The organism is Nocardioides terrigena (assembly GCF_003047265.1).
Taxonomy (GTDB): domain Bacteria; phylum Actinomycetota; class Actinomycetes; order Propionibacteriales; family Nocardioidaceae; genus Nocardioides; species Nocardioides terrigena.
Genome location: NZ_PZYY01000007.1, coordinates 220,702 through 242,431, shown reverse-complemented (window position 1 = coordinate 242,431; position 21,730 = coordinate 220,702). Strand labels below are relative to the sequence as shown.

25 protein-coding genes are annotated in these 21,730 nt (G+C 71.8%); 9 read left to right on the top strand and 16 right to left on the bottom strand.

Translation table 11 applies throughout. From position 1 onward, the window contains the following. Positions 1–4: 4 nt before the first annotated feature. The 6 genes from DAE25_RS16825 to DAE25_RS16800 form a co-directional block, all read right to left on the bottom strand. Positions 5–1,336, bottom strand: coding sequence for a lanthionine synthetase LanC family protein (locus DAE25_RS16825; RefSeq protein WP_199907646.1), 1,332 nt, complete (start codon positions 1,334–1,336; stop codon positions 5–7). A 39-nt stretch (positions 1,337–1,375) separates the two neighbouring features. After that, positions 1,376–1,876, bottom strand: coding sequence for a hypothetical protein (locus DAE25_RS23605; protein WP_199907645.1), 501 nt, complete (start codon positions 1,874–1,876; stop codon positions 1,376–1,378). A 29-nt stretch (positions 1,877–1,905) separates the two neighbouring features. Continuing rightward, complete coding sequence (locus DAE25_RS16815) at positions 1,906–2,742, bottom strand: alpha/beta fold hydrolase (RefSeq protein WP_107767295.1); 837 nt, start codon at positions 2,740–2,742, stop codon at positions 1,906–1,908. Positions 2,743–2,752: 10 nt separating this feature from the next. Next, positions 2,753–3,409: a hypothetical protein gene (locus DAE25_RS16810; protein ID WP_107767294.1), complete on the bottom strand. Its 657-nt coding sequence runs from the start codon at positions 3,407–3,409 to the stop codon at positions 2,753–2,755. A 64-nt stretch (positions 3,410–3,473) separates the two neighbouring features. After that, entirely contained in the window at positions 3,474–3,857 is a 384-nt protein-coding gene (locus tag DAE25_RS16805) for a hypothetical protein (protein WP_159083803.1), read from the bottom strand. Further along, a complete protein-coding gene (locus DAE25_RS16800; protein ID WP_107767292.1) occupies positions 3,854–4,687 on the bottom strand; it encodes a DUF1028 domain-containing protein in 834 nt (277 codons plus the stop codon). The genes DAE25_RS16805 and DAE25_RS16800 overlap by 4 nt, the downstream gene beginning before the upstream one ends. Before the next feature lie 114 nt (positions 4,688–4,801). On the opposite strand from DAE25_RS16800, the gene DAE25_RS16795 reads away from it, so the two are divergent. The 4 genes from DAE25_RS16795 (at position 4,802) to DAE25_RS16780 (ending at position 9,884) form a co-directional block, all read left to right on the top strand. Further along, entirely contained in the window at positions 4,802–5,815 is a 1,014-nt protein-coding gene (locus DAE25_RS16795; RefSeq protein ID WP_107767291.1) for a glycosyltransferase family protein, read from the top strand. Next, positions 5,812–7,086 (top strand): glycosyltransferase, encoded by a 1,275-nt coding sequence (locus DAE25_RS16790; protein WP_159083802.1) that lies wholly within the window; start codon positions 5,812–5,814, stop codon positions 7,084–7,086. Before DAE25_RS16795 ends, DAE25_RS16790 begins: the two co-directional genes overlap by 4 nt. 100 nt (positions 7,087–7,186) lie before the next feature. Beyond that, positions 7,187–7,765, top strand: coding sequence for a hypothetical protein (locus DAE25_RS16785; protein WP_107767289.1), 579 nt, complete (start codon positions 7,187–7,189; stop codon positions 7,763–7,765). 58 nt (positions 7,766–7,823) lie between these two features. Continuing rightward, positions 7,824–9,884 (top strand): M3 family metallopeptidase, encoded by a 2,061-nt coding sequence (locus DAE25_RS16780; RefSeq protein WP_107767288.1) that lies wholly within the window; start codon positions 7,824–7,826, stop codon positions 9,882–9,884. A gap of 19 nt (positions 9,885–9,903) precedes the next feature. Here DAE25_RS16780 and DAE25_RS16775 read toward each other — a convergent pair whose 3' ends face one another. Both DAE25_RS16775 and DAE25_RS16770 read right to left on the bottom strand, forming a co-directional pair. Continuing rightward, positions 9,904–10,959, bottom strand: coding sequence for an NAD(P)H-binding protein (locus DAE25_RS16775; protein WP_107767287.1), 1,056 nt, complete (start codon positions 10,957–10,959; stop codon positions 9,904–9,906). Continuing rightward, positions 10,959–11,420 carry an SRPBCC family protein gene (locus tag DAE25_RS16770; RefSeq protein WP_159083801.1) on the bottom strand — a complete coding sequence of 154 codons (462 nt, stop codon included), beginning with the start codon at positions 11,418–11,420 and terminating at the stop codon, positions 10,959–10,961. The genes DAE25_RS16775 and DAE25_RS16770 overlap by 1 nt, the downstream gene beginning before the upstream one ends. 82 nt (positions 11,421–11,502) lie before the next feature. Between DAE25_RS16770 and DAE25_RS16765 the strand changes: the two genes are divergently transcribed. Further along, positions 11,503–12,132, top strand: a complete 630-nt coding sequence (locus DAE25_RS16765; protein WP_107767285.1) for a sulfotransferase family 2 domain-containing protein — start codon at positions 11,503–11,505, stop codon at positions 12,130–12,132. A 48-nt stretch (positions 12,133–12,180) separates the two neighbouring features. On the opposite strand, the gene DAE25_RS16760 is transcribed toward DAE25_RS16765, so the two are convergent. Further along, positions 12,181–13,560: an HNH endonuclease signature motif containing protein gene (locus DAE25_RS16760; RefSeq protein ID WP_159083800.1), complete on the bottom strand. Its 1,380-nt coding sequence runs from the start codon at positions 13,558–13,560 to the stop codon at positions 12,181–12,183. A 285-nt stretch (positions 13,561–13,845) separates the two neighbouring features. Between DAE25_RS16760 and DAE25_RS16755 the strand changes: the two genes are divergently transcribed. From DAE25_RS16755 to DAE25_RS23260, 3 genes are all read left to right on the top strand, one after another. Next, positions 13,846–14,220 carry a cupin domain-containing protein gene (locus DAE25_RS16755; protein WP_107767283.1) on the top strand — a complete coding sequence of 125 codons (375 nt, stop codon included), beginning with the start codon at positions 13,846–13,848 and terminating at the stop codon, positions 14,218–14,220. Between the two features lie 62 nt (positions 14,221–14,282). Continuing rightward, positions 14,283–14,405, top strand: coding sequence for a hypothetical protein (locus tag DAE25_RS24165; protein WP_267895269.1), 123 nt, complete (start codon positions 14,283–14,285; stop codon positions 14,403–14,405). Positions 14,406–14,494: 89 nt separating this feature from the next. Next, positions 14,495–14,662, top strand: a complete 168-nt coding sequence (locus tag DAE25_RS23260; RefSeq protein WP_159083799.1) for a hypothetical protein — start codon at positions 14,495–14,497, stop codon at positions 14,660–14,662. 112 nt (positions 14,663–14,774) lie between these two features. Here the strand turns inward: DAE25_RS23260 and DAE25_RS16750 are convergent, their stop codons facing one another. From DAE25_RS16750 to DAE25_RS16720, 7 genes are all read right to left on the bottom strand, one after another. Further along, positions 14,775–15,107, bottom strand: coding sequence for a hypothetical protein (locus DAE25_RS16750; RefSeq protein WP_159083798.1), 333 nt, complete (start codon positions 15,105–15,107; stop codon positions 14,775–14,777). 640 nt (positions 15,108–15,747) lie between these two features. Then, a complete protein-coding gene (locus DAE25_RS16745) occupies positions 15,748–16,443 on the bottom strand; it encodes a hypothetical protein (protein WP_107767281.1) in 696 nt (231 codons plus the stop codon). A gap of 153 nt (positions 16,444–16,596) precedes the next feature. Further along, the gene (locus tag DAE25_RS16740; RefSeq protein ID WP_159083797.1) at positions 16,597–17,259 is read right to left on the bottom strand and encodes a hypothetical protein; all 663 of its coding nucleotides are present in this window, start codon (positions 17,257–17,259) and stop codon (positions 16,597–16,599) included. A gap of 335 nt (positions 17,260–17,594) precedes the next feature. Then, entirely contained in the window at positions 17,595–18,674 is a 1,080-nt protein-coding gene (locus DAE25_RS16735) for a saccharopine dehydrogenase (RefSeq protein WP_107767279.1), read from the bottom strand. Between the two features lie 67 nt (positions 18,675–18,741). After that, on the bottom strand, positions 18,742–19,404 hold the full coding sequence (locus DAE25_RS16730; RefSeq protein WP_107767278.1) for a sulfotransferase family protein: 663 nt from the start codon (positions 19,402–19,404) through the stop codon (positions 18,742–18,744). Between the two features lie 85 nt (positions 19,405–19,489). Continuing rightward, positions 19,490–20,431, bottom strand: coding sequence for a zinc metalloprotease (locus DAE25_RS16725; RefSeq protein ID WP_107767277.1), 942 nt, complete (start codon positions 20,429–20,431; stop codon positions 19,490–19,492). Positions 20,432–20,522: 91 nt separating this feature from the next. Then, the gene (locus DAE25_RS16720) at positions 20,523–21,074 is read right to left on the bottom strand and encodes a flavin reductase family protein (RefSeq protein ID WP_107767276.1); all 552 of its coding nucleotides are present in this window, start codon (positions 21,072–21,074) and stop codon (positions 20,523–20,525) included. A 108-nt stretch (positions 21,075–21,182) separates the two neighbouring features. Between DAE25_RS16720 and DAE25_RS16715 the strand changes: the two genes are divergently transcribed. Continuing rightward, positions 21,183–21,725 carry a hemerythrin domain-containing protein gene (locus DAE25_RS16715; RefSeq protein WP_107767275.1) on the top strand — a complete coding sequence of 181 codons (543 nt, stop codon included), beginning with the start codon at positions 21,183–21,185 and terminating at the stop codon, positions 21,723–21,725. Positions 21,726–21,730 lie beyond the last annotated feature (5 nt).

The following is a 21,730-nucleotide window of genomic DNA, read 5'->3' as shown; positions in this document are numbered from 1 at the left end:
GTGGTCAGGGGGCCGGGCGTACGCCCGGACCTGCCCACCACGTGTCGAGGCGCGGGACCGCAACTGCCGCCGGACCGTGCTCGAGCACCCGATCCACCCGGAAGAGGTACGCCGCGATGCCGGCCGCGCCCTGCATCCACCCGACTCCCGGCGACAGCAGGGGCGACGCAGCACGGTGCTCCACGAACCTCCACCACGCATGGGGGCCTTCCACCTGGGCGTTCAGCACGAGGGCGTCAGCGAGCCGCAGCGCGAGGTCGAGGTCGGCCTGGCGCCCGTGCTGCTGCCAGGCGTCGAGGACGATGTCGCCGACACCGGCCGTGCCGCAGCACCGACCGTCGTTGTCCCAGAACCCGGGTCGTAGTCGTTGCGGGACGCCGGAGGTGTGGACCGTCCGCAGGCACCGTTGGCGCCACTCGCCTGGCGTGGCGCCTGCGACGTCCGGGACCCCGGCGTGCTCCAGGGCGGCGAACAGGAGCGACGTACCACTGGCACCGTGGCACCAGCCCAGGGCGAACGGCTCCTCGTCGGGCACTCGGTGCGGGACGTAGCGGGGCACGGACAGCCCACCCCCCGCGGCGTCTCCGATGGAGACCAGGTGCTCAGCACCACGTCGGGCCGCCTCGACCCACGTCGGGCGGTCGAGCTCGGCGCCGGCCAGGGCGAGCGCAGCAGCGATCCCGGCCTGGCCGTGGGACCAGTTCGGCATCTCGGTCGGGTCCTCCTCGGTCCTGAAGCGCATCGGGACGAAGCGCCAGCGGAGACCGGCCGGGACGTCCTCGGCCTCGCCCATCAGGACCGCGGCCGCGTGCTCGACCAGCTCGCCGGAGCGCGCCACCCCGTGTCGACGGGCCCAGATGCCGCCCAGGAGCACCGAGCCCGTCCCGAGGGTGGCGTCGCTGATCCTCGCTGCGGGGCGGAAACGCGGCGGACCGACGACCTCCTGGGTCCACCCGTCGTCCGCGGCCAGGACGATCAGCCGGTCCACGACGGCGTCGGCACCGTCCGCGCCCAGGGCGACCAGGGAGGCGAGGTCCCCGACCAGGCCGTCGAAGTAGTCGTACGCCGTCGTCGTGGCGGTCCGGGCCTGCAGGCGGTCGGCAAGGGCCGCGGCGAGCGTCTGCTCCTCGTCGGTCCACGCTCGCGTGGCGCGGACCTCGGCGAGCGCAAGGGCGAGTCCGCCGATGCCGCTGTGCAGGCCGTCGCGCTGCTCGGGAGGGCCGGGCACCTGGCTGGGCACGGACTCCGGGATCCAGGGGGACCCGTCGTCCCCGACCTGGGCCAGCACCCATCGCCACGCGGCCTCGGCCACGTCGCGGAAGGTGTCGGCGGGCACCCGACGATCGTGCCAGCGGCCGCTCCTCGTGCTCGACAATCACCTTTTCCACAGGCCGAACGGCCGAAGCAGGGCGTCGACCTGCGCCTCGAGGTGGCTGGCGTCGGCCCGCTCGTGGCAGGCGGCCCAGCTCACCTCGGGTGCGAGCCGGAGCACGGCGTCGCGGGCCCAGTCCCGGGTCCGCCCGGGACGACCGGCGCGGAGGCGGTCCAGCCTGGCCTCGACCCACGCGGGGTCGGCCAGCGCCCGGTCGAGCGCTGCCTCCGCGAAGCCCGACATCACCCCCGTGCCGGCGAGGTGGACGGACAACCGGCCGTAGAGACCCTGGGGCCGGCCGCCGCCACCGCGCTCGCCGGCCATGCCGACGTACCGGACCCGGTGGGTGTCGTGCTCGCGGAAGAGGTAGACGCCGGGGAGGCGAGGCGCCCACGGGAGCGCCTCGGCGAACGGCGCCCACGGGGACCACTCGGCGAGCCCCGCCACCTCCTGGTAGGCCTCCAGCCGCGCGGAGGTGTCGTGGGGTGTCTCGAGGTCGACCATGGCCGCACCCTGTCGCAGGGCACCGACATTCAGGTCGGCAAGGAGCCCGCGGGCGGCTGGCGGAGGCTCAGGTCGGTCAGGAACGTGACGACGTCGCTGACGACGCGTCCCGGCCGAGCCAGGTGCACGCCGTGCCCGACCCCGTCGTACACCACCAGCCGCGCATCCGGGATGGCAGCGAGCAGCACGTCCTGGTCGTCGCCGACGAGCTCGTCCTCGCTGCCGACGACGAGGAGCGTCGGAGCCGTGATGCGCCGCAGGTCGGCCCGGACGTCGGCCTGGATCAGGCCGCGCAGGGTCTCCCGCCACACGCGCGCGGGCGCTTTGAGGCTCTCCTCGACCAGGACCTCGATGACGTCGTCGGGCACCGAGGCCGGCGACGTGCTGCGCACGAAGTCCTCGACGAACGCACGGTCCAGCGGGTCCTCGAGGGCCGAGACCTCCTTCCACATCGCACCGACGGCCGGGTTGTCGCCGAGGTGGGCAGGGCTGCTGATGAGGACGAGGGCGGACACCCGGGCGGGCCAGGTGCTCGCGACGACCTGGGCCACCAGCCCGCCACTGGAGGAGGCGACGAGGGCCGCGGTCCCGAGGCCGACCGTGTCCATGAACCCCACGACGTCGGCGGCGAAGTCCTCGACGCGGTAGCCGTCCTCCGGCGCGTCGGCGTCGCCATGGCCACGCTGGGTGGGCGCCAAACCGTGCAGGGACGCGGGCAGGTGCTCGAGCACGGCCTCGAAGTAGCGCCAGGACTCGACGTACGCGTGCACGAACACCACCGGCTCACCCGTCGGGCTCCCGGTCTCCGCGTAGGGCAGCCTCAGTCCGTTCGCGAGAGTGGCACTGCCGGCCCGTACGACGCCCATGGCACTGGCTCTAGCCGAACCGACCGTCGGGACCGTTGACGGCCTGGTCGATGTAGGCCTCGGCGAGGTTCTTGCGGTTGTGCGACTCCGGCCGCTCGTCGCGCATGGTGCGGTACCGGTCGACGACCGCCTCGATCCCGCCCGCCTCGTGGGACGGGACGTACCGGTCGCCCACCCTCACCATCCGGACCTCCGGCTGCTCGCCGCCCTCGAGCCGCCGGGCATCGGCGGCGCACACGGCGACCGTGCGCTCGACGCCGGACGGGGGCGCCCACGGCATGTCCCGCATGCTCGGGCCGTGGCGCGGGTCGAAGAAGCACGGCTCGCGACGCTGGGGCAGCGGGTCGCCCGCCCGCAGGGCCAGCACGGCCGCGCGGTGGTAACGCGCGTCGGCCACGACCTGCTCCACGGCGAACACGTCGGCCACCGTCGTGGAGGTGCGCACCGCGTCCTTGGCCTGCTCGTAGTGCTCGAGGGCACGTCCGTAGTGGTACGCGGTCTCGTCGTCGAGTTCGTCCGCGAGCGTGTCGAGGTGGAGGTCGGCCAGCTGCTCGCCCAGGACGGTCACGTCCTCGTCGGCCACCCGCCGGGCGATGCGCCACCGGTCCACGGCCTCGAGCTCGGCCTCACGGCGCTCCCGGGACCTGCGCAACGGGTTCCACGACATGTGTCCACCCTAGGCCCCGCCGATCGTGATCGGCGCGCCTCTTCGCCGTGGCGGGCGGTCGGTATCAGCGACACGCGCTGCGGCGCGACAGCTCCTCCACGAGGCACGCCCCGTCGACCAGCTCGCGCTCACCGAGGGGCTCGTCGAGCCGCACCTCGTGGTCGTAGGTGACGCCCACGTCACTGCACGAGCGGCTGTAGACCGTCTCTTGCACGGTGAGGACCACTCGCCCGGCATCCTCCTCGACGTCCACGGACGCCCCGTCGCGGCACTCGCTGCCCAGGTACGTCAGGCGCACGACCGCGCCGTCGACCTCCGCCGGCTTGGTCCACGGGACCGGCTCGGTCGTCACTGCTCGCACGACCACCCAGGTCAGGAGGACCGCCCCGGCCAGGACGGCCACTCCCGCCACCCACGCCAGCGCACGCGGACGAGACGGCGTGCTCACGCCTCGGCCGTCCAGTCCGGCGTGGCCTCCCGCATCTCCTCGACGAGCCGGGTGGCCGTCCAGCCGTCGCCCCCCAGGTGCTCGTAGTCGTTCATCCCGATCCACACCACGAACGACCGGAGGCCCAGGCACCGCGCGCGGGCGTCCATCTCGGCGAAGAGCTCAGGAGTATCGGGCGTGCGCTCGGACTCGGGGACCTCGGCGCTGAGGCGCTGGTGCAGCCCGAGCAGCCGTTCCAGCTCGTCGACGGGACGGGTGTGGTCATCCACTCGCAGGTCCACCTCGATGTCGTCGCGTCCGTCCGGGCCGGCCTCGTCCCTCACCACGAGGAGCGACGCGGACTGGCGCCCTCGCGCGTCGCCACCGGCCTCGTCACCCGCACGCAGGGCCACCATCAGGCGTTCGGCCAGGGGTGCCGAGGGATCGCTCGCCACGAAGGCGTCCTGCATCGCGATCACGACCTCCTCGCCGGTGAGGATGTTCCCCTGGATGGCGTACCCCTCGCCGGTCACTCCCCCGGCCCATTCCAGGCACTCCGTGCCGGTGTGACTGGCGGCCCGACCCTCGGCGTCGACGATCCCCACCTGGCGGTGCTCCCGCCCGTCGTCCGGATCGAGCAGCCGCTGGAGAGCTGCGGGAGCAGAGGCGCCCTCCCCGAGGTGGGTGAGGGCCGCGGACTTGTAGGCCACGTTGACCCAGGCCTGGGTGGCCACCGCCCCCACGCCAGCGCCGGCAGCGGGGACCGCGGAGCCCACGGCGAGGTACTTGGACGCGACCGCGACGCCCCAGGACTCACCGTCGTCGGAGCGGGCCACGATCGAGAACGTCATGTCGCGAACGTAGCGCCGATCCGGCTCGTCGGGCAGGGAGTCACCGTGCGGGCCCGGGCCAGCACCACGCTTTGGGGGGAGCCCGAGGCTCCGGAAGAACGGCAGGATGTCGGGGTGCTGCCATCCCCGACCCGACGACGCGAGGCGGACCTCGCGACCCCGCTCCACCTGCTGCTGGGGCCCGAGACCCACGGGGTGAACCGGTACGCCGGCGAGGTGGGCGGCGCGGCGGGCGCGCACGTCGTCCGCGACGTCGACCACCTGTACGCCGGAGGGTCGGTCCACCTCCACGTCACCGACCGGCTCCTCGACCGCGACCCGGCGGCCGCGGCGGCCGCGGTGGAGTCGCTGGCGCGGCGGGTGCGACTGACCGTGACGCTGCACGACGTCCCCCAGCCCACCGACGGGCCGGTGTTCGAGGCCCGCGCGGCGGCGTACGGACGGATGGTGCGCGCCACCCACGCCTGGGCCACCAACTCGTGGCACGAGCACGCCCTCGTCGGTCGCTGGTGCGCCGCTGACGCCCGCGGGACGGTGATCCCCCTGCCGGTCTTCGACACGGCCGGCCTGGAGTCCGGCGCCAACCGGGTCGCGACGGCACCGGTGGTCGGTGTCTTCGGGTTCGTCTATCCCGGCAAGGGCCACCGTCAGGTCGTGCGGGCCGCGGCGGCCCTGCGTCGCGGCGGGACGGCAGTGCGGGTGCGCGTCCTCGGCGACGCTGCGCCGGGCCATGTCGACGAGGTCGTGGAGCTGCTGCGGACGAGCCGGGCGCGCGGCGTCCCGGTGGAGGTCACCGGTCGCGTGCCCGAGGACGAGGTGAGCCGTGCGCTGCGCCGGGTCGCGGTGCCGGTGGCCGCGCACCGCAACGTGTCCGCCTCGGGGAGCGTCAACTCGTGGATCGCGGCGGGACGGCGACCGCTCGTCCGCGACGGCGAGTACGCCCGCGAGATGGCGGCACTGCGGCCCGGCACGATCACCCTCTTCGACGATGCGACGCTGGTCCCCCGCCTCGAGGCCGCGCTGCTCCGACCGGAGACGACGTGGATCCCGCCCGGGACCGACCTCGGGCCGCGGCTCGAGGACACCGTCGCCGCCTACCGCACGTGGTGGGCGTCGGTGGGCGGATGACCGCACCACCGTTCGGGTCGAGCGTGCCCGGCAACCGCTGGGACCTCGCCCCCCAGGGTGCTCCCCGGCGGACCGTCTCGGTGGTCGTGGCGCACTACGACCAGCAGGTCGAGCTCGACCGCACGCTGGCGGGGCTGGGTCGCCAGACCCGGCCGCCCGACGAGATCGTGGTCGCCGACGACGGGTCGCGCTGTGCGCCCGTGGTCCCACCCGGCGTGCGGCTGGTGCGGCAGGACGACGACGGGTTCCGCGCCGCCGCCGTCCGCAACCTCGGCGTGGCCGCGACCACCGGTGACGTGCTGGTGCTGCTGGACGCCGACACGACCCCGGAGCCGGACTTCGTCGAGCGCATGGTCGCCCTGCCCGAGGCCTTGCCCGAGGCCCTGGTCGTCGGCCGCCGGCGACACGCGGACCTCGCCGGCACCGGTCCCGGCGACGCCGTCGAGGAGGTGGGGCCGGCGCTCGAGCTGCCCGAGCCCGACTGGTTGCGCACCGCCTACGCGGGCACCCGTGACCTGCTGGACGCCGACGGGTCCGGCCACCGCTTCGTGATCAGCGCCGTGCTCGCGTGCAGCCGCTGGTGGTACGACGAGCTCGGCGGTTTCGACGAGACCTTCGACACCTACGGCGGCGAGGACTGGGACCTCGCCCACCGGTCCTGGACCGCGGGCGGGCTGCTCGCCCACCGCCCGGACGCGGTCGCGTGGCACGACGGCCCGGACGCCGGGGCGCGCGAGATCGACCCCGCAGCCCGGCTCGCCGAGACGGTGGGCGTGGCCGACCGGACGTCGGCGCCGGGCACGACGTGGCGCGGGCTCGCGCGCGGCCCGGCCGACGTCGTCGTGACCTGCGCTCCCGGTCTCGAGGACACCGAGCTGCTCGTCACCGTCGACTCGCTGCTCGCCGCCCTGCCCCGTGCTGCCGTCCGGCTCGGGACGCAGCACCGGGCGCTCGTGGGCACCGACCCCCGAGTCGTCGGGCTGGAGGACGACGTGCCCGACACCGCGCGCCAGCACCTCGTCGTACGACGCGGGCTGGCGGGGGATGCCGCGGCCTGGTCCGGACTCCTCGAGGGTCTCGACGGCCGCGCGGCCACCCGCGAGATCGCCGGTGGCTGCGCGGAGCTGCAGGACCTGCGCCTGCTCCGCCGGGCGGCCCGGTGGGGACGTCCCGACCTCGCCCCGGACGGGCCGCCGCTGGAGACGCGGCTGCGGCCGTGGACGGACGAGGTCACGTTGGCCGCGTGGCTCGGCGGGTGGGCCGGCGAGTGACGAACGGAGGAGAGCGCGCGTCTGCTCCCAGCGTCCGACTACCGGTCGTGCCCGCGTCCCCGAAGGGGCCGGACCACCCCTCGGGGGCTACTGTCGAGGTATGACTGACCTTGAGCTCGACACTGTTGACCAGATCGAGCAAGAGGACGTGAGCGGCCCCCCGACCGAGTCGACCCGCACCGCGTGGGCCGAGGCCGCCCGCCCGGTCCTCATCAGGACCGCGGAGCGCTACCGCGCCATGATCAGCTACAAGGACCTCGCCGCGCAGATGCAGGAGGCGACGGGGATCACCACCCGCCAGCCCATGCAGCACTGGATGGCCGACGTCCTCAACCGCGTGGCCCGCGACTGTGCCGAGCGCAACGAGCCCAACCTCGCCGCCCTCGCCGTCAACGCCCAGGGCAGCGTCGGCGCGGCGTACGCCTCGACCGTCCTCGACACCCGCGGTGAGGAGATCGGCGACGCCGACGACCACGCGGCCCGTGAGCGCCTGGCGTGCCACACCTACTTCGAGGCGGCCGACCTGCCGGCCGACGGCGGCGTCCCGACCCTGACCGAGAAGGTCAGCGCCGCGCGCACCCGGGCCCGCAAGGCCTCCGCACTGGCCAAGCCGATCGACACCTGCGCCACCTGCAACATGGCGCTCCCGGCCACCAAGGTCTGCGACAACTGCGGCTGAGGGTCGCGCCCGCGCGGGGGCGTCCGGCCGCGGCGGGTCCTTTGCTTGGATGGGGCCCATGACCAACTCGCTGCTGGCCCCGTCGACGCTGCCGTTCGACCTGCCCGACTACGCCCACCTCACCGACGCCGACTACCGCGAGGCGATCGAGCAGGGCATGGCCGAGCACCTGGTGGAGCTGGCCGCGATCGCGAGCGACCACTCCCCCGCCACCGTGGCCACCGTCCTCGAGGCCTGGGAACGGTCCGGGGCGCTCCTGACCCGTGCAATGAACGCCTTCTGGGTCGCCAAGTCCGCCGACACCAACGACGAGCGCGACGCGATCGAGGAGGAGATGTCGCCCCGGCTGGCGCAGCACTCCGACGCCATCCTGATGGACGCCCGCCTCTACGGCCGCCTCACCGCACTGGCCGCCCGCCGCGACGCCGGCGAGGTCGCCCTCGACGAGCAGGAGGAGCACCTGCTGTCCGAGCGGCTCAAGGACTTCGAGCGCGGCGGCATCGCGTTGCCCGAGGAGCAGCAGGCCCGGCTGCGTGAGCTCAACACCGAGCTCGCGACCCTCTCCACGAGGTTTGACCAGATGCTCGTCGCCGGCCGCAACGCCGCGGCCGTCCACGTCACCGACGAGGCCGAGCTCGACGGCCTCGACGACGGCCAGCGGGCCGCCGCCCACGAGGCCGCCCGGGCTGCCGGACTGGACGGCTGGCTGCTCACCATCACCAACACCACCGGCCAGCCGGTGCTCGGCTCCCTCACCCACCGCCCCACCCGCGAGCGCGTCTTCCGGGCGAGTGCCCAGCGCGGCCTCGTCAGCGCCGACGGGGCGGACGCCGAGACCGACACCCGCGAGGTGCTGCTCACCATGGCCCGCCTCCGCCACGAGCGTGCGCTGCTGCTTGGCTACCCGCACCACGCGGCGTACGCCGCCGAGGTCGGCTGCGCGGGCAGCACCGAGGCCGTCAACGAGATCCTCGGCCGCCTCGGCCCCGCCGCGTACGGCCTGGTCCGGGCGCGCGGCGAGCAGCTCCAGGCCCACCTCGAGCAGACCGAGCCCGGCGCGACCCTCGAGCCGTGGGACTGGGCGTACGTCGACGGGCGGCTGCGACGCGAGGAGGCCGCGCTCGACCCGGGTGCCCTGCGTCCCTACCTCGAGTTCGACCGGGTGCTGACCGAGGGCGTGTTCGCGGCCGCGACCGCGCTATACGGGATCACCTTCCACCCGCGCGAGGACCTGGTCGGCTACACCGACGTGGCCCGCGTCTACGAGGTGCGCGAGGAGGACGGCAGCCACCTCGGGGTCGTCGTCATCGACCCCTACACGCGTCCGACCAAGCAGGGCGGCGCGTGGATGACAAGCATCGTGGACCAGAGCCACCTGCTCGACGACCGGCCCGTCGTCACCAACACGTGCAACTTCCCGCCGCCGGCCCCGGGTGCGCCCAGCCTGCTGTCGTGGGACAACGTCATCACGCTCTTCCACGAGTTCGGCCACGACCTGCACGGGCTGCTCTCCGACGTGCGGTTCCCGTCACGCTCCGGCACGTCGGTGCCGCGCGACTTCGTCGAGTTCCCCAGCCAGGTCAACGAGATCTGGGCGTTCGAGCCGACGCTGCTCGCGCGCTACGCCGTGCACCACGAGACCGGTGAGCCGATGCCGGCCGCGTGGGTCGAGCAGCTGCTCGGCACGTCGGGCAAGGAGACCTACCGGTACGCCGAGCTGCTCGCCGCGATGCTGCTCGACCAGGCCTGGCACCAGACCCCCGCCGACGAGCTGCCCACCGACCCGGTCGACGTCGAGGCCTTCGAGCTGGCCGCCCTCGAGCGCGCCGGCGTGCGCTACGCCCCGGTCCCGTCGCGCTACCGCTCGGCGTACTTCCACCACATCTTCGGTGGCGGCTACTCCGCGGCCTACTACTCCTACCTGTGGTCGGAGATCATGGACGCCGACACCGTCGCCTGGTTCGGCGAGCAGGGCGGGATGACCCGCGAGTCCGGTGAGCACTTCCGCCGGACCCTCCTCGGGCCGGGTGGGTCGGTCGACGCGATGGAGTCCTACCGCCGCTTCCGTGGCGGCGACCCGGACCTCGCGCACCTGCTGCGCCGCATCGGCGCGGAGTAGCTCGCCGGTCCGCCCCGGCTCAGTCGGACAGCTGGCGGAGCCGGTGCCAGGCGAGGCTGGCACCGGCCCGCACGGTGCGCGGGGCGTGCAGGGCGTCGAGGACCGGCGCGCGCTGGCGCGTCCAGTCGGGGTCGCTGGGCAGCGGCGCCTCCGCAGTCCCGACCTGCCCCTTCACCGCGCGGCGCATGGCCTCGCGGACGTCGATCAGCGCCACACCGTCGGCCGGGACCCAGGTCGCCCCGGGCCGGCAGACCATGTCGTGGCGCAGGGACTCCACCAGCGCGTTGACGGTCCAGAAGGGCGCCTGGACGAGTCCCGCCGTGCCGACCGCCGCGACGGGCGTGGGGATCATGGCGACGGGCACCCGGATGCGGAGCAGCCGTGCGGCGCGGGCGTACGCCGCCAGCAGCCGCGGGTAGCGCAGGACGTCCGGGCCGCCGATGTCGACGGCGCCCGTCAGGGTCGAGCCCGGCTCGAGCGCCTCGACGAGGGCGCGCACCGCGTCGGTGGCCGAGATCGGCTGCACCCGTGAGCGCAGCCAGAGCGGGATGGGCTGGAAGACCAGGAGGCTCCCCAGCTGGCGGATCACCTCGAACGACGTGGATCCGGCGCCGATGACCACGCCGGCGCGCAGCGCGACCGACGAGGCGGTCGACGCGAGCAGCTCCTCCTCGACCTCGAGGCGCGAGGTGATGTGCTCGGAGAGCTGGTCGCGGGGCACCTGCGGGACCAGGCCTGACAGGTAGACCAGCCGGGACACGCCCGCGGCGTCGACGCCGCGGCGTACGGTCTCGGCGCCCAGCCGGTCGGTCTCGGAGAACCCGCGCGAGCTCAGCGAGTGGACCAGGTAGCAGACCGCGTCCACACCCTCCAGCGCGACCTCGACGTCGGACTCGTCCGTCACGTCGCAGCGCACCCAGTCGACCCGGTGGCCCCACGAGAAGCGCTCCGGCGTGGGCTGCCGCGAGGACGCCGCGGTGACGACGTAGCCGCGGTCGAGCAGCTCGGGCACGAGACGGGAACCGATGTAGCCGGTGGCTCCGAGGACGAGGACCCGGCGGGCGGAGTCGGCCATCACTCCCCCAGGTGGCGGAGCATGTTGTGGGCGAAGCGGCGGCCCATGGCCGCGACGACGCCGTGCATGACGGTCTCGACCGGGATCCGCGACAACCGCGGGAGGGGCAGGTCGCACCAGATCTCGAGGTCGATGGAGACGTGGGTGCCCGTGCCATCGGGTCGCAGGAGGTACTCCCCGTCCACGCCGGTGCGCTCGTCGGGGCGCTCGGGGTCGTGGGTGAAGGTGATCCGGGTCGGCTCGTCGAAGGTCATCACCTCGGTGAAGGTGGGCGCCACGGTCGCGCTCATCACCGGGATGTGGGTGAGGTTCCAGGTCCAGTGCTTGCCGTCGACCTCGATGTGCTTGAGGTACGGCGTCAGCTTGGTCAGCAGGACCGGGTCGGTGAGGACGTCCCACACCTTGTCGGGGGACGACCGGAGCGTGGCCTCGGACTGGTTGCGGGCGCGGAAGCGGTTCACCCGGCAAGCGTAGGTGGCGGCTGCACACCGCCCGACCGGCCGCCCCGCCACGCGGCCGCGGGCCGTCGTCTAGCCTGCTCGGGTGCTCATCTCCGACGACCGCCGGATGCTCTTCGTCCACATCCCCAAGACGGGCGGGGCGTCGGTCGAGCAGCTGCTCCGCGAGGCCTGCCCGGACGCCCGCACGGTGGGCAAGCAGCGGCACGCCCGCCTCCAGCGGATCCTGCGCCACGAGCCCGGACTGGTGGACTACTGGTCGTTCGGCTTCGTCCGCAACCCGTGGTCGCGGATGGTGTCGTGGTACTCGATGATCGACACCTGGAACCACCGCTGGGGGCCGGCGTCAGGGCGCGCCCAGGACGGGCAGTGGGGCTCCACGCGGGACGGCAACCCGCTGTGGCGGGCGGTCGCGGCGTACGCCGACTTCGACGAGTTCATCCTGCGCGGCACCGCCGAGCACGACCGGCTGGCCATGCCGCAGGTCGACTACCTCGTGGGTGACGACCACCGAGTCGACTTCATCGGCCGGACCGAGCACCTCGCCGAGGACATCGCGACCATCCAGCGCGACCTCGACCTGCCCCCGATCGAGCTCCCCCACCGCAACGCACGCTCCAGCGGCTCGTGGCGGGACTACTACACCCCAGCCACCCGCGACCGGATCGCCGAGGTCTACGCCAAGGACGTCGCGGAGTTCGGCTACCGCTTCTGACCGGACCGGCCCGACCGCGGCGGCACCATGTGTTGCGCGCTCAGGCTTTCAGCCTGCGAGGACGTAGTCGATCGTGAGTGCCGGGAGCTGGCGCCCGCGGATGATCCTGGCCACCGGCGGTGGCCGTGAGGAGACGGTCCGGCCGGAGGGTGTCATGGTCTCGACACCGCCGCCCGGGCCGGGTCTTGCGAGCCAGCCGGGTGCGTCCTTGGCGTAGTTGCAGGCCTCGCACAGCCCTTGGGCATTCCGCCCGCGGGTCGGGCCGTCGTCGGCATGGCGTCGCACGTGGTCGACGTGCCGGATAGGTGCGTCACACCACGGCGTCCGACAGATCCGGTCGCGCAGCCGGACGAAGCGGGCGAGGCTCCCGCGGAAGCGGCGTCCCCGACCGTCCATCGCGACCAGCTCACCGCTCGTGGGACTGGCGTAGAGCCGGCGCAGCCACACCTCCTCGTCGCGTGCGCAAGCGCCGGACACGATCTCGCGCGCCAGCTCGGCAGGGATCGGGCCGAAGCCCTCGAGGTGGGCCTCGTCGTCGGCTCCGCCGAAGAGGGCCGCGTCCGTCATGACGAGGCCCAGCGAGACCGGGGCCGCCATGTCCCCCGAGGTGGGTGTCGCGGCCGTGTCCGCGCTCCCGCACACCCGGGCGACGAGGGCGTCGGCCATCACCTGGCCGCGGCTGCGCTCGTCGCCGACGGCTCGCGCCGAGTCGGCGGCCCGGGTGAGCGCCGCGAGCGCGGCGACACCGTCCTTGACCGGTAGCAGGGCGGTCAGGTAGGTCATCGTGTCCGGAGCGGGCCGCAGGGTGACCCGGCGCTCCCCCTCCGCCCGGCGTCGCCGGGCCACCAGCGCGGCGGCGTCGAGCCGGGCGGCCTGCGCCAAGCACGCGGACGCCAGCTCACGATCACCCATCGTCTCCAGTGCTGTCGCATCCCGGGCCACGACCTCGTCGACCGCCAGCCGGTCGGCCAGCGAGAGGCATGCGGTCTCGCGCGCCACGATGGTGGCCTTCCACTCGGTGATGCGACCCGCCCGCCAGGCTGACCAGGTGTGTGGAAGCTCGCGGGCCACGACCTTCGCGAGCCCGAGGTGCTGCCGCCCGCGGTGCGGCGACTCCCGCCGCGCCAGCGCCACCTGCTGCGCCACTCCCGCCACCTGCCGCGACGGGCGGACGCCCGCCTCGGCCTGCACAGCCCGCTGTGATTCGTCGAGCTCGCGCGCGAGGTGCGCCTGCGCGGCGGTGATGACGCAGTCGAGCCGCTCCAGGGCCCGCAGCGCGTCGACGCGCCCACCGTCGTCGAGGCCGCTCCCGGCCTCGAGCGCGCCGGACAGGGCTGTTGCCCACTCCTCGATGCCCGACGCGCCCAGCACCGCGTGCCGGCCCGAGAGGGGCCGTTCGCCTGAGCGAACTCGTCGTTCATCGAACATGTGTTCGATTGTACGCCGAGCCGGCGCGGAAGGGAAGTGTCGTGACTCAAGACATCGGTGACGGTTCTGCATCAGGACATCGGTGACACGTCATGTCTCAGAGTCGGACCGGGGATTGGTCGACACGCACGTACGTCGCACAGGCGTCACCGCTGTCTCCATCGACACACAGGGGCGGCGACCCCTCCTTGCTAGCCCGAACGGCTCTTGCGACCCAGGCAATGGGGGAGGTGAATGGATCGCGGGGGTTCCGCTTTCTCACACCATCGCCGAAAGGGAAGGAACATGCCCAAGACATCGAAGATCAGCGCCTCGGAAGTCATCGAGGTGGAGGGCTATGAGGGCCACATGGAGAAGCTGGAAGGGGGCTACACGGTGGCCTTCGAGAAGTACACCGCAGACGCCGACCTCGCAGAGTTCTTCAAGGGCTTGCCGGACGACCGATGTCAGGCAGCCCACTGGGGATACGTCTCGACTGGCAAGGTGACGTTCAAGACCCCCTCCGGCGAGGAGACGTTCGAGACCGGTGATGCCTACTACGTCCCCCCGGGTCACACCCCAGTGCTCTACGCCGGTACCGAGATCATCGAGTTCAGTCCCACTCAGGAGCTGCAGAAGACCCTCGACGTGATCACGAAGAACATGGAGGCCGCTGGCTGAGGCTCATTGACTGCGGGCGGGATGAGAGCAGAATTGAGCGATCCACCCATCGGAGGCCGCTCATGTGGACCTGGATCATTGTCGGCGGCAGCATCCTCGCGATCATCATTCTCCTTGCGCTGTCCGGACGCACGGACAGGACCGACAAGTGGACTGGCGGTGGTGGCGGCATGGGCGGCGGATAGAGACGGACCGCTCCAGATCCGGACGTTGGAAGGTGACCGCGGTAGGACCCTCCGGCCCCTGGTAGAGACGACGCCCCTAAGGTCCCGCCATGAACGTTGCGCTCGTTGCCCTACTTGTAAGTGTCGCCTTCCTCGTGTTGCTGGTGGTCGGCTGGGGTCAGATCGCCAAGGGCGCGAATGCGCAGGTGGCAAACGGAGCGGTGCTCCTCACCTTTGCCGTCATCCTCGGAACGCTTGCCTTGGTGATCGTGCTGTAGCTCGACGTCTGGTGATTCCTTCGCGGCGACAACGTTGATGCTCGTCGACAACTGGCATCCGCTCACCGGCGGGCCGCTAACTCATTGCGCCATGTCCGGACACGAGACCGCGCTAGTCGTGGCGATCGAAGAAGGCGCCGCCGGGCCCAACGGTCGTCGCCTCAGCCTTCTGGCGGTCCCCGTCGACTGTCAGAAATGAGAGTTGATAGCCAATGTCCCCGTAGTTGGCCACAGTCATCTGCGCACGTAGATCGCCAGTCAGCGTCACGACGACCCCGCTCTCCGCCACATCGAGCTTCGACTGAGGCGTGGCCGGTTGTACAAGGTCGGATCGTGCGTGCCATCCGATCAGTGCCGCGACCACGGCTACGGCGAGGTACGACACGACTCGCCAGAGCCACGCCACCCAAGGACGGAGCGCCCGCCGGGGCGCCATCTCCAGCACCTCAGGCAGCGTCGGCGGCCGAGTGTCCGGACGAACCCGAGACAGAACTGTCCACACCGACACAGGTCAGGACAGAAGGACGTGAACGCAGTCCTCGCCCACAACAGGACAGGACGTCCGTCAGACACTTCACCGGCGGCCGATAGATGCGTACGAATCTCGGCAGATGCGGACGATCCTGAAAGGCTCGCTCAGCCCGTCTGGATGTCGCCTGAAGCAGCGCCATGATGCCGAGGACAGCAGCGCTACAGAAAGAATCCTTGCTTTCCCCCTGGCCCGCTTGCCATTCCCTCGGGGCTGAGGTCGAGGAGTTTCGCCTTCTGGCAACGCTTGCATGCGGCGTATGGCTTGATGCCCGGATCTCGGCGCACGACCCACCTATGGATACCTAGCCGGCAGGCGATCGTGCGCTTCATGAGGTGCTCCTCTTCGGCCTCCGTTCGAGCGTACGACTGACTGCCTCGATGTGTCGAGGCCACTGTCTGGGGAAGATGCAGGTGTACAAGGGGCCGGGACCATTGCTTGTAGGCAGGAAGGTCGCCAAGGTCTCGAGCTCTGACCGCACATCGGCATGAGCGCACTCGTCGCGGCATGTCCGGACGTTGACTAGCGGTACCTGAGCACGACCAATCAGGGTGCGTTAGGTGCGTGGTCCGTCGCGCAGCGCCGGAGGCAACCTGCGTCGGGCTAGTTCGGCGATGTCGGTCTCCTTGTCCTCTTGCATGATCTTTGCAAGGTCGAGGCGTTCTGGGTGTGCGTGCAGGGTGAAATAGCGAACGTTGCCCGAACGATCGGCTGCGAGGCGGGTGACCGTGCGAGGGCTCAATCGCCGACTCTGTACGGCTACGGCTCTCACCTGGGCGATCCGGTCGGCGGCCAGCAGCTCCAGGTCAGCGTCGCTGAGCAACTCGGGGCGGGTCGCCGCGGCGGCCCGAACGTGGACGTCGGGGTCCCGGGCGAGCCGCCTCACTACGTCTGCGCGGTCAGTGCTTTCGACTACGGACACACGCACCTCGCGCTCGGGCGCGATGATCAGCCGTTCCAGAGTCTCGCCATCAAGGTCACCACGCTGGGCGAGGATGACGCGAACATCTGAGTCAGCCGCCCCCAGTGCCACCGCCCAGGCGCGCGGGTTGGGGTTCTCCGCCACCGCAAAACGGACGAGGTGGTGCTTGTCCGCGGCCAACATTTTCAGAAGGTCGGTTGGGGTCGATGGATTCCGAGCAGCGGCTGCACGGACAGCCTTGTCCCGATGAGCGCTTAGTTCCCACAGAGATGAGCCGCTCTCCGTGGTCCCGGCGTCACGGGCGCCCGTTCCCTCACCAGAAGAGGTCATGTCTCCAACCGTATAGACGCAACCGACGTGCGTTCGCTCATCGGCATGAGCGGATGCAGCGTTCGGCAGTCCCGCACGTTGCTCGTTCCGGTCTCCTTCGCGCGCTCTGCGTTGCTATCCGACTTCGACATCCGACGCGATCTGGCCAGGCGATCAGTCGCTTCGCGGTCCGCCGCGCTGGCGGTGCCAGTACCGCGCGTCCTTGCTGCCGGCGCGAACGATCAGATCCTCCGCGGCTGGTGCCGGCCAGAGATCCAGCAGATAGAAGTCGACCACGTTGTCGGCGAACTCGCCGTCTCCTCGCCCTGCGTCGCGCCCGCGTGCGCTCACCCGGATCCGGTAAGCGCCCGGCGGGATCGCCAGTTGACCACCGCTCTCCTGGGCCCAGGTGCCCCAGCCAGGCTGTGCATCTTCGGGCACGACGGTGGACACCTCGACGACGTCTTCCCACTCCTCGGTGAGCTGCGGCTCGATGTCATGGAGAACGATGCGCACTGACGAACCGCCGCTGCGACGCGCCAGGGTGACGTAAACGCCACCGGGGTCGCCGGCGCCGACAAGGCCGTTGACCTGGCCGGCGAAGTAGCGGTCGTCGGTGCCGTCGTAGCCGAGGTAGTCCGGCGACCAGTACAGGTCGAGCTGGCCGTAGTCGGTCTCGACCACTCCGTCGAAGAGCTCAGTGCTCACGTCTGACTTACCGGTCTGCCTTCCGTCGTCCGCCACTCCGTTGCCTTCGTCGCCGCAAGCAACGAGGGCGATGACGGTCAGCAGCGCGAGCAGGCCCTGAGCTGCTCGGATGGTCCCCCGCGTTGTCACGGTGAGACTGTAGTGAGGGTAGCGACGGCCGAGGCGGAAAGCATGCACTCGGCACGGGGCGCGTCCGGGTGCTGACCGGCGACGGTGGTTGCAGCCGTGCTGGCCAACCAGCGGCACTGAATAGGCCGAGGCAACTCCTCGGTCCTGGGTGATCTGCAGTTGGCGGCGTCCGCTCATCGGCAGTTCCGGTAGCTGGCGTCGCCCGAAGGACAAGCCGAGTCACCGTTGACACCTCTCACGGTGGTGACACTCCTGCCCCCCGAGGCCGCGGGGGGCAGCTGTCGCTGCACCGTCGATCCCCCCGACGTCGCCGCCACGGACGTCGGCCCGTCGACCTACGGCGTCGTGAGCGCCGCGCTCGCCTCGTCGAAGGCGTCGCCGGCCGCCCGCCATGGCGCAGACGGTCCACCGTCACCCGCCAGCCCGAGCAGGTGCGGGGCGAGGTCGGCGCTGAAGCCCTCGCTGGCCTCGCGCGGGAGCAGGGAGGGCAGGTTGTCGATGGCGATGACCTCCATCGCCGTCGACGACGTGTCCGGGTCGCGGTTGCCGCCGTCCAACCGACGCACCGGTTCCTCCCACGTGGTGATGCTCGTGTTGACCGGGAGCATGTTCGTCGGGCCGGTGACGTCGCACGTCACGTCCGCGAGCACCCGCAGTCGCCGCTCACGGCCGAGGTCCGCCTGCTCCACGAACGGGGTCGTCGGGGTGTGTGTGACGACGCAGTTCACCAGCAGGTCATGGCCGAGGAGTGCCTGCTTGTGCAGGTCCCGGGTCTCCTCCCGATCCCACAGGGTCATCGGCATCCCCGCTGTCGTCAGCGCCTGCTGGGCACCGCGACCGGATCGCCCGCGCGCGCCCGTCACCAGCGCCAGCAGCTCGTCGGCCCCGGCCTTCCCGGCCCGCTCCAGCTCGGCGTCGAGCTCGTCCTTGGCCATCGGCGCCAGCGGGGCCGTCAGGGAGCCCGCCACCTGCAGCACGCCCAGGGCGGCGCCCACGTAACCCGCCCAGTAGCCGAACGCGACCACGCGCCGGCCGTCCTCGCCAGTGAGGTACTCGATGTCGAGCAGCCGCCCTCCGCCACGTCGGAACCGCTCGAGGGTGCGGCGTGCGTCCTCCTGGCCCTTGAACGCGTGGGCGAAGTAGATGTGCCGGTGGCGCAGCGACTCCGGCTCGTCGGGAAGCTCCTTGATCCCGAGCACGTAGGCGTCCTCGGGTGCCTCGGCCCAGGTGCCCTCGCCCACCACGGTCGCCCCGGCCGCGGCGTACTCGTCGTCGGTGAAGACGCGTTGGCGCGATTCCTCGACGGTCACCTCGAAGCCGGCGTCGAGCAACATCGGGACGTCGGCCGGTACGACGGGGGCCCGCCGCTCGGTGTCGCGGGACTCGGACCGGATCCACACATGGACGGGCTGCATGCGGTCAGGATGCCACCACCGCGACTGCCGGGTGGGCGCCGGCACGGTGAGCGCCGGGGACGGGCTGCTACCGGCCCCGGGGCGGTACGACGAGCCGGGTGCCGCGAGCGCCCGCCCACTGACCGGTCCCCTGAAGCCGCGCCCACACGTCGTACTCGGGGGCGAAGAACCCGACAAGAGCCTCTCGGGTGGAGTCGGCCAGCTCCGGGTCGGCCGGTGGCGAGACGTTGCGCCGCTCGAACGCCACGTCCTCGCCGAGGCGCGAGCGGAACCACGCCTGCCAGGCCTCGGGACGCTCGACGGCGAGCACCCGGTCGACCTCGACCACGTCGTCGACGGTGAGGAACTGACCGGGCCGCCCGCGCGGGGTCGGCGCGTCAGGATCGCCGTCCACGTAGCGGCGGGCGTACTCGTCGAACGACATCTCCGAGCTGTCGGCCCCGGGCTTGTGGCGCGCCGACTCGGGTCGGGCGCGGTAGCGCCACCACGACTCCAGCCAGCGGACCGGGTCGCGGAACATCGTGACCAGCTCGTAGGAGTCGCGGTCGTGGCCGTCGGCGGCCAGGCGCGGGGCGATGCGACGGCCGTAGCCGGAGGCACCGAGGTGCTTGAGACCGGGCGGCCGGTCGATGACGAGCTCGGCGTACGGCGCGAGCGCGGCCTCGAGCGACGTCGAGGCGCACTTGGGCATGGCGAGCAGCACGAATCCGTGCCGGGGGAACGCCATCATGGGCCGCGATCCTTCCAGACAACGCACACGCGGCGCCGACCGGAGGACCGGTCGACGCCGCGCGATTGCATCAGTGAGGCAGGTGTCAGCCGTTGCCGCCGGCGCGGAAGGCGACCCAGGCGTCGCTCATCCGGTTGGCCTGGCCCGGCGTGAACATGTTCATGCAGGTGTCGTCGGTGTAGTCCATGAAGTTGTGGATCGGGTCGAGGCCCGGTGCGGTGCAGGTGTCGGCGCCCGTGGGGCAGCCGAACTGCGGGACGGCCTCGCGCGGGGTGTCGGCCACGCCGTCACCGCTGGCCGAGCAGGCCCCGGCGAAGGTGTGCTCGAGCATCATCCAGTGGCCGACCTCGTGGGTGAGCGTGTCGCCGAAGTTGTACGGCGCGGCGTCGCCGCCGGGCATCGACTCGTCGAGGATGACCACGCCGTCCTTGTAGTCCTGGCCGTTGTTGTAGCCCTTGGGGAAGTAGGCCCAGCCGAGGAGCCCGCCGCCGATGTCGGCGGTGTAGACGTTGAGCGTCTCGGAGTCGCCGACGCGCAGCGCCTTCTTCATCTCGTACTCCGACTTGCCCGGGGAGACGTTGACCCACCGGTCGTTCGTGACGTAGTTGACGTCGGTCAGGTCGAAGCGGAACGCGGTGTCCGCTGCATCGGGGGCCGTCGTGCCGGCGAAGGAGTCGTTGAGGACGTCCATCTGGTCCTCGACCAGGGTGCCGAGACGCGCGCGGTCGTCGTCGGTCGCGTCCGAGCCGGTGATGACGTGGAAGACGGTGTCGATCGTCGTCGAACCGAGCGGCAGGTTGGCCACGTCCTTGATGACGCCGTACTTCTTGGCGTCCTTCGCCGCGTAGAGGGCCGGCTCCTTCGCGAGCGGGTGGCCCTTCTTGACGCGGGCGGCGGAGGAGTCGTCCTCGCAGGCGACGACGCCGTCGGAGGCGACGGAGGCGAACACGGGGGTGGCCGCAAAGGTGAGGGGGGAGAGAGCGAGGACGCCGGCGACGGCGGCCGAGCGGACGAGAGTGGGACGCATGGAGTGGTGATCCCTTCGGGTGATGGCACTGGTCCGATCAACCTAGGGGGCATGACTCGTTCGGGCTACGACCCCGAGGGTGAAATCTGTGTCAGTCCGTCGTCGTGTAGTCGCCGCGGTGATACACGAGGGGCTTCGCGTCCTCCCCCGTGGCGAGGTCGACGACCCGTCCCACGACGATGACGTGGTCACCGGCCTCGTGGATCGCCTCCACCGTGCAGTCGACGTAGCCCACGATCCCGTCCAGGATCGGCGCGCCGGTGCCTGGCGCCGGGTGCCACGCGAGGCCCGCGAACTTGTCGTCCGAGGGGCCGGCCATCCGGTCCGAGACGTCCGCCTGGTCGGCGGCGAGCAGGTTGACGCAGAAGGTGCCCGACCGTCGGATCGCGGCGTAGGCCCGCGACTGTCGCGTCGGGAGGAAGGCGACCAGCGGCGGGTCGAGGGAGACGCTGGTGAACGACTGGCAGGTCATCCCGATCGGCGACTCCCCCGGGGTCGTCCCCGTCATGGTCGTCACCACGGTGACACCGGAGGCATAGCGGCCCAGCACCTCGCGGAACCAGCTGGCCTCGGTGCGCGCGGCCTCACCGTCGACCTCGAGCGTCTCGCCGGGTCGCCACTCGAAGTCGTGGTCGCGGTCCATCCCGCCAGTCTCGCGCACGCGACCAGGGAGTGCGGCGAGACCCTCCCCACACCCCGGCCACCCGGGCGGGGGGTGCACCGAGGGCGGTCGGTGCGGTGGGATGGACCCATGACTGCCATCGATCTGGGCCGGCCCGTGCAGGGCGACGTCGTCGAGCTGATCCTCGAGGACCACCGACGCTTCGAGGAGCTGATGCGCACCATGCGCGACGCCACCGCGGACCGCGACGCCGCTCGCCGCGCGTTCTCCGAGCTGCACGTCGCGCACGCCCTCGCCGAGGAGGAGCTCGTCTACCCCAAGCTGCGGCGCAAGGACGCGATCGGCGAGCACGAGGAGGAGCACGGGCACGAGGAGCACGCCGAGGGCAACGAGGCACTCCTCGCGGTCCTCGAGCTCTCCGGCACCGACACCCAGGCCTTCGACGACGCGGTGGAGGAGCTGGCCAAGGTCATCAACCACCACCTCACCGAGGAGGAGCTCTCCATCCTCAACCCCGCACGCGAGGAGGTCGGTGAGCAGGTGCGAGCAGATCTGGGCACCGCGTTCGCCGAGCGCCGCAACGCCCTCCTCGACGAGGGCTGCGGCAGCACGGCCCAGGTGCGGGCCATCGTCGAGAAGGCGCGCAGCGAGGGCGTCCTCGAGGAGGACTGACCCGC

Excerpts from the sequence above, each read along its gene's own strand:
- DAE25_RS16790 (WP_159083802.1), top strand. The coding sequence starts at position 5,812 with ATGACCGCACCACCGTTCGGGTCGAGCGTGCCCGGCAACCGCTGGGAC.
- DAE25_RS16755 (WP_107767283.1), top strand. The coding sequence starts at position 13,846 with ATGCCCAAGACATCGAAGATCAGCGCCTCGGAAGTCATCGAGGTGGAG.
- DAE25_RS16810 (WP_107767294.1), bottom strand. The coding sequence starts at position 3,409 with ATGTCGTGGAACCCGTTGCGCAGGTCCCGGGAGCGCCGTGAGGCCGAG.
- DAE25_RS23605 (WP_199907645.1), bottom strand. The coding sequence starts at position 1,876 with ATGGTCGACCTCGAGACACCCCACGACACCTCCGCGCGGCTGGAGGCC.
- DAE25_RS16735 (WP_107767279.1), bottom strand. The coding sequence starts at position 18,674 with ATGCAGCCCGTCCATGTGTGGATCCGGTCCGAGTCCCGCGACACCGAG.
- DAE25_RS16775 (WP_107767287.1), bottom strand. The coding sequence starts at position 10,959 with ATGGCCGACTCCGCCCGCCGGGTCCTCGTCCTCGGAGCCACCGGCTAC.
- DAE25_RS16785 (WP_107767289.1), top strand. The coding sequence starts at position 7,187 with ATGACTGACCTTGAGCTCGACACTGTTGACCAGATCGAGCAAGAGGAC.
- DAE25_RS16745 (WP_107767281.1), bottom strand. The coding sequence starts at position 16,443 with ATGACCTCTTCTGGTGAGGGAACGGGCGCCCGTGACGCCGGGACCACG.
- DAE25_RS16730 (WP_107767278.1), bottom strand. The coding sequence starts at position 19,404 with ATGATGGCGTTCCCCCGGCACGGATTCGTGCTGCTCGCCATGCCCAAG.
- DAE25_RS16715 (WP_107767275.1), top strand. The coding sequence starts at position 21,183 with ATGACTGCCATCGATCTGGGCCGGCCCGTGCAGGGCGACGTCGTCGAG.
- DAE25_RS16720 (WP_107767276.1), bottom strand. The coding sequence starts at position 21,074 with ATGGACCGCGACCACGACTTCGAGTGGCGACCCGGCGAGACGCTCGAG.
- DAE25_RS24165 (WP_267895269.1), top strand. The coding sequence starts at position 14,283 with ATGTGGACCTGGATCATTGTCGGCGGCAGCATCCTCGCGATCATCATT.
- DAE25_RS16780 (WP_107767288.1), top strand. The coding sequence starts at position 7,824 with ATGACCAACTCGCTGCTGGCCCCGTCGACGCTGCCGTTCGACCTGCCC.
- DAE25_RS16800 (WP_107767292.1), bottom strand. The coding sequence starts at position 4,687 with ATGACGTTCTCGATCGTGGCCCGCTCCGACGACGGTGAGTCCTGGGGC.
- DAE25_RS16725 (WP_107767277.1), bottom strand. The coding sequence starts at position 20,431 with ATGCGTCCCACTCTCGTCCGCTCGGCCGCCGTCGCCGGCGTCCTCGCT.
- DAE25_RS16815 (WP_107767295.1), bottom strand. The coding sequence starts at position 2,742 with ATGGGCGTCGTACGGGCCGGCAGTGCCACTCTCGCGAACGGACTGAGG.
- DAE25_RS16760 (WP_159083800.1), bottom strand. The coding sequence starts at position 13,560 with ATGTTCGATGAACGACGAGTTCGCTCAGGCGAACGGCCCCTCTCGGGC.
- DAE25_RS23260 (WP_159083799.1), top strand. The coding sequence starts at position 14,495 with ATGAACGTTGCGCTCGTTGCCCTACTTGTAAGTGTCGCCTTCCTCGTG.